The sequence below is a fragment of the Methylobacterium sp. CCH5-D2 genome (genome assembly GCF_001556475.1).
Lineage (GTDB): Bacteria > Pseudomonadota > Alphaproteobacteria > Rhizobiales > Beijerinckiaceae > Methylobacterium > Methylobacterium hispanicum.
In genome coordinates, this window is sequence record NZ_LSIX01000186.1 from 1 (window position 1) to 5,835 (window position 5,835).

The window sequence follows — 5,835 nt, forward strand, 5'->3', positions numbered from 1 at the left end:
GTAGAGTTCTCATCCCTCACCCCAACCCTCTCCCGCACGGGAGAGGGGGCGCGTTCCGGTTCGGCCCCTCAGGCGGAGACCGTCCTCGCCTCCCCCGCAGAGGGGGGAGGAAGCGCAACGCGCGTGTCCTCCTGGGCTCCCGACGCCGAGCGCGAACTGAAAAAGATCCCCTTCTTCGTCCGCGGCCGGGCGCGGACCAACACGGAAACCTTCGCCCGGGAGCGGGCGATCCCGCTCATCACCGTCGAGACCCTGTACGATGCCAAGGCCCATTTCAGCCGATAGCGCGGCGGATGCCGGCCGGCGGCCGGGCATCCGCGTCGTGATCGTAACCCTCGACAACCATCTCGCGAGCGCGGTCGAGCGGGCGCGCCTGCGCCTCAGGGCCGAGCTGCCGGGGCTGGAGCTGGCCTTCCACGCGGCGGCCGAGTGGGAGACCGACCCGGCCGGAATCGCGCGCGCCGAGGCCGACATCGCGGCCGCCGACATCGTGCTCTGCGCGATGCTGTTCCTCGACGAGCACGTCCGGGCGATCCTGCCGGCCCTCACGGCCCGCCGCGCGGCCTGCGACGCGATGGTGGGCTGCCTCTCGGCCGCCGAGATCGTGCGCACGACGAAGCTCAACCGCTTCGACATGAGCGGCACCAAGCGAAGCGCGCTGGATTTCCTGAAGCGCCTGCGCGGCAAGCCGGGCGCCGGCAAAGCCGGTGCGGAGGGCAACGCCGCCCGCCAGATGGCGCTGGTGCGCAAGCTGCCGAAGATCCTGCGCTTCATCCCGGGCTCGGCCCAGGACGTGCGGGCCTATTTCCTCACCCTGCAATACTGGCTCGCCGGCTCCGAGGCGAACGTCGCCGCCCTCGTGCGCCTCCTGGTGCAGCGCTACGCCTCCGGGCCACGGGCGGCGTGGCGGGCGCTCGCCCCGGCGCCCGCGCCGCGCGACTACCCCGAGACCGGGCTCTACCACCCGGCGCTGGCGCAGCGGATCACCGAGGATCCGGCCGCGCTGCCGCGGCAGGCCGGTGCGCGCGGCCGGGTCGGCCTCCTGCTGATGCGCTCCTACGTGCTGGCCGGCAACACCGCCCATTACGACGGGGTAATCGCGGCGCTCGAAGCGCGCGGCCTCGACGTGGTGCCGGCCTTCGCGGCGGGCCTCGACAACCGCCCGGCGGTGGAGGCCTTCTTCACGCGGAACGGGGCCGCCTCGATCGACGCGCTGGTCTCGCTCACCGGGTTCTCGCTGGTCGGCGGCCCGGCCTACAACGACGCGGCGGCGGCGGAAGCCGCGCTCGCCCGCCTCGACGTGCCCTACCTCGCCGCCCAGGCGCTGGAGTTCCAGACGATCGAGCAGTGGGAGGCCGGGGCGCGCGGCCTCTCGCCGGTCGAGGCCACCATGATGGTGGCGATCCCCGAACTCGACGGCGCCACCGCGCCGATGGTGTTCGGCGGCCGCTCCTCGGCGTCGGGTGCCGACAACGCCCGCGACATGCGGGTGCACCCGGAGCGCGCCGCCCGTCTCGCCGAGCGGGTCGCGCGGCTCGTCGCCCTGCGGCGCACCCCGAAGGCGGAGCGCCGGCTCGGGGTCGTGCTGTTCAACTTCCCGCCGAATTCGGGCGCCACCGGCTCGGCCGCCTTCCTCTCGGTCTACGCCTCGCTCCTCAACACGCTGAAAGCTCTCAAGGCCGACGGCTACGACGTGGTGGTGCCCGAGAGCGCCGACGCGCTGCGCCAAAAAATCCTCGGCGGGAACGCGGAGCGCTACGGCACGCCGGCCAACGTCCACGCCCGCATCGCGGCCGACGACCACGTCGCCCGCGAGCCGCACCTCACCGAGATCGAGGCGCAGTGGGGCCCGGCGCCCGGCCGCCACCAGAGCGACGGCCGCGCGATCCTGGTGCTCGGGGCGCAGTTCGGCAACGTCTTCGTCGGGGTGCAGCCGGCCTTCGGCTACGAGGGCGACCCGATGCGGCTCCTGTTCGAGCAGGGTTTTTCGCCGACCCACGCTTTCTCGGCCTTCTACCGCTGGCTGCGCGAGGACTTTTGCGCCGACGCGCTCCTGCATTTCGGCACGCACGGGGCGCTCGAATTCATGCCCGGCAAGCAGACCGGGCTGTCCGCCGCCTGCTGGCCCGAGCGGCTGATCGGCGCGACGCCCAACGTCTACCTCTACGCCGCCAACAACCCCTCGGAGGGGACGCTGGCCAAGCGCCGCTCGGCAGCGACCCTGGTGAGCTACCTGACGCCGAGCCTCGCGGCGGCCGGGCTCTACCGCGGCCTCGTGGACCTGCGCGCCGGGCTGGAGCGCTGGCGCGCCCTGCCGCCGGAATCCGCCCACGAGCGGGCGGCGCTCGCCGGGGTGATCCAGGCCCAGGGCGCGGCCCTCGACCTCGTCGTGCCTGAGCCCGCCTGGACCGGCGACCCGGCCCCCGTCGAGGCGCTCCGCGTCGCGCTCGACGAGCTGGAACAGACCCTGATCCCGCACGGCCTGCACGTGCTGGGCGAGGGTCTTTCGGAACCTGAGCGCACCGACCTGCTCGCCGCGCTGGCCGAGGCCTCGCACGGCCTCAAGCCCGACCGCGCCGCGCTCGCCGCGCTCGCCGCCGGGGAGGGGGCGGAGGCCGTGCTCGCCCGCGCCGGCCTGCCCCCGAGCGAGACCCTGCGCGCCGCCTTCGCGGATCTCGCCGCGCTGAACCGGCAGCTCGCGACCTCCGAGGAGATGACCGGGCTGCTGCGCGCGCTGGACGGCCGCTTCGTCGCCCCCGTCCCGGGCGGCGACCTCCTGCGCAACCCGGCGATCCTGCCGACGGGCCGCAACCTCCACGGCTTCGATCCCTACCGCCTGCCCTCCGCCTTCGCGGTGGCCGACGGGGCCGCCCAGGTCGCCCGCGTGCTCGCCCGCCACCGGGCGGACGGGCAGCCCTACCCCGAGAGCGTCGCGCTGGTGCTCTGGGGCACCGACAACCTGAAGAGCGAGGGCGGTCCGATCGCGCAGGCGCTGGCGCTCGTCGGCGCGGCGCCCCGCTTCGACGGCTACGGGCGGCTCGCCGGCGCGACGCTGATCCCGCTGGAGACACTGGGCCGCCCGCGCATCGACGCGGTGGTCACGCTCTCCGGGATTTTTCGCGACCTCCTGCCCCTGCAGACGAAGCTGCTGGCGGAAGCAAGCTGGCTCGCGGCAACTGCCGACGAGCCCGTCGAAAAGAACTTCGTGCGCAAGCACGCGCTGGCGATCCAGGCCGAGCAGGGCTGCGACCTCGAGACGGCGGCGCTCCGGGTCTTCTCGAACGCGGAAGGGGCCTACGGCGCCAACGTCAACCAGCTGGTCGAGTCCGGCCGCTGGGACGACGAGGCCGAGCTGACCGAGGCGTTCTCGCGCCGCAAGTCCTTCGCGTACAACCGCTCGGGCAAGCCGGCGCCGCAGCGCGCCCTGATGCAGGCGGTGCTGGCGCGCGTCGATCTCGCCTACCAGAACCTCGACTCGGTCGAGCTCGGGGTGACCTCCGTCGACCACTATTTCGACGGGCTCGGCGGCGTCGGCCGGGCGGTGGCGCGGGCCAAGGGCGAGGCCGTCCCGATCTACATCAGCGACCAGACCCGCGGGGAGGGCCGGGTGCGCTCGCTGCCCGAGCAGGTGGCCCTGGAGACGCGCACCCGCATGCTCAACCCGAAATGGTACGAGGGTCTGCTCGGCCACGGCTACGAGGGCGTGCGCCAGATCGAGGCGACCTTGACCAACACGGTCGGCTGGTCGGCCACCGCGGGCGCGGTCCAGCCCTGGATCTACCAGCGCATCACCGAGACCTTCGTGCTCGACGACGCGATGCGCGCCCGCCTCTCCGAACTCAACCCCACCGCCTCGGCAAAAGTCGCGAGCCGCCTGATCGAGGCGCATCGCCGCGGCTTCTGGACGCCGGACCCGGCCACCCGCGACGCGCTGGCGCGCGCCGAGGAGGAGCTGGAGGATCGGCTGGAAGGGGTCTTCGTGAACGCCACGCCGGGAGTCGCCGCATGAACATCGCGATCCGCAACCCCGTCCCCCGGCGGGAGGAGGGCAGCGTCCAGGTGGCGCTCGACCCGAACCTCAGGATCGAGGGCGCCAAGGTCTTCGCCGTCTACGGCAAGGGCGGCATCGGCAAGTCCACCACCTCCTCGAACCTCTCGGTGGCCTTCTCCAAGCTCGGCAAGCGGGTGCTCCAGATCGGCTGCGACCCGAAGCACGACTCGACCTTCACGCTAACGAAGCGCCTCGCCCCGACCGTGATCGACGCCCTGGAGGCGGTGAACTTCCACTCCGAGGAGCTACGCCCCGAGGACTTCGTGGTGCCGGGCTACAACGGCGTACTCTGCGTCGAGGCGGGCGGGCCGCCCGCCGGCACCGGCTGCGGCGGCTACGTGGTCGGCCAGACCGTGAAGCTCCTGAAGGAGCATCACCTCTTGGAAGACACCGACGTCGTGGTCTTCGACGTGCTGGGCGACGTGGTCTGCGGCGGCTTCGCCTCGCCGCTCCAGCACGCCGACCGGGGGCTGATCGTCACGGCCAACGACTTCGACTCGATCTTCGCGATGAACCGGATCGTCGCGGCGATCCAGGCCAAGGCGAAGAACTACGGCGTGCGGATCGGCGGCGTCATCGCCAACCGCTCGGCGGCCACCAACGAGATCGACCGCTTCAACGCGGCCACCGGCCTGCGGCGGCTGGCGCACTTCCCCGATCTCGACGTGGTGCGGCGCTCGCGCCTGAAGAAGGCGACGTTGTTCGAGATGGAGGAGACGCCGGAGCTGCGCGCCGTGACCGACGAGTACATGCGGCTCGCCGAATCGCTCTGGTCCGGGGTGGAGCCCTGCGCGGCCACGCCGATGAAGGACCGCGACCTCTTCGAGTTCCTGGGGTTCGACTGATGGGCGGCCCCACCACCTACGACGCCCGCCGGGGCGAGCTGACCACCTATTTCGACCGCACCGCGGCCGACGCCTGGGCCCGGCTGACCTCGGACGCGCCGGTGAGCCGGATCCGCGCCACGGTGCGGGCCGGCCGCGACGCCATGCGGGCGAACCTGCTGGCCTGGCTGCCGGAGGATCTCACCGGCGCGCGGCTGCTCGATGCCGGCTGCGGCACCGGCGCGCTCGCGGTCGAGGCCGCGCGCCGCGGCGCCGCGGTGGTGGCAATCGACGTCTCGCCGACGCTGGTCGGCCTCGCCCGCGAGCGCCTGCCGGAGATCGCCGGGCCCGGACGCGTCGAGTTCCGGGTCGGCGACATGCTCGATCCCGCGCTCGGGCGCTTCGACCACGTCGTGGCGATGGATTCGCTGATCCACTACCGCGCCGCCGACATCGTGCGGGCGCTGGCCGCGCTGGCACCGCGCACCGCGGGCTCGCTGCTCGTCACGGTGGCGCCCCGCACCGCGCTCCTCACGCTGATGCACGCGGCCGGCAAGCTGTTCCCGAAGGGCGACCGGGCGCCCGCCATCGTGCCGATCACGGAAGCGGCGCTGCGGCGGCGCATCGCGGGCGAGCCGGCGCTGGCGGACTTCGCGGTGGCGCGCACGCGCCGGATCGACAGCGGCTTCTACCTCTCCAACGCGATCGCCCTGACGCGCGCTCTCTCTTCCTTCTCTGCGGGGGCGCACGTCGAAGCCGGGCACTCGGGGCAGGGCGACGAGGACAGGGCAGCGACGCCGCAGAATGAGGCGCGGGTCCCCTCTCCCGTGCGGGAGAGGGACAGGGTGAGGGGCCCGGAGCCATCCGGAGAAGCCACTGCGGTTCCGCGGCGGCGCTGCGTCCCTTCCGTAGAGTTCTCGTCCCTCACCCCAACCCTCTCCCGCACGGGAGAGGGGGCGC

General features: G+C 73.1%; 2 protein-coding genes and 2 pseudogenes. All 4 read left to right on the forward strand.

Going from position 1 to position 5,835, the window contains the following annotated elements; all coding sequences use genetic code 11:
• Positions 1 to 132: 132 nt before the first annotated feature.
• A pseudogene (locus AX737_RS35505) lies at positions 133 to 285 on the forward strand (hypothetical protein); the annotation flags it as partial.
• Complete coding sequence (locus tag AX737_RS04825; RefSeq protein ID WP_066919417.1) at positions 260 to 4,009, forward strand: magnesium chelatase subunit H; 3,750 nt, start codon at positions 260 to 262, stop codon at positions 4,007 to 4,009. The pseudogene AX737_RS35505 and the gene AX737_RS04825, both read left to right, overlap by 26 nt.
• Positions 4,006 to 4,896, forward strand: a complete 891-nt coding sequence (gene bchL / locus AX737_RS04830; protein ID WP_066919421.1) for a ferredoxin:protochlorophyllide reductase (ATP-dependent) iron-sulfur ATP-binding protein — start codon at positions 4,006 to 4,008, stop codon at positions 4,894 to 4,896. The genes AX737_RS04825 and bchL overlap by 4 nt, the downstream gene beginning before the upstream one ends.
• Positions 4,896 to 5,594 (forward strand): annotated as a pseudogene (gene bchM / locus AX737_RS04835) (magnesium protoporphyrin IX methyltransferase); the annotation flags it as partial. The gene bchL and the pseudogene bchM, both read left to right, overlap by 1 nt.
• Positions 5,595 to 5,835: the final 241 nt, after the last annotated feature.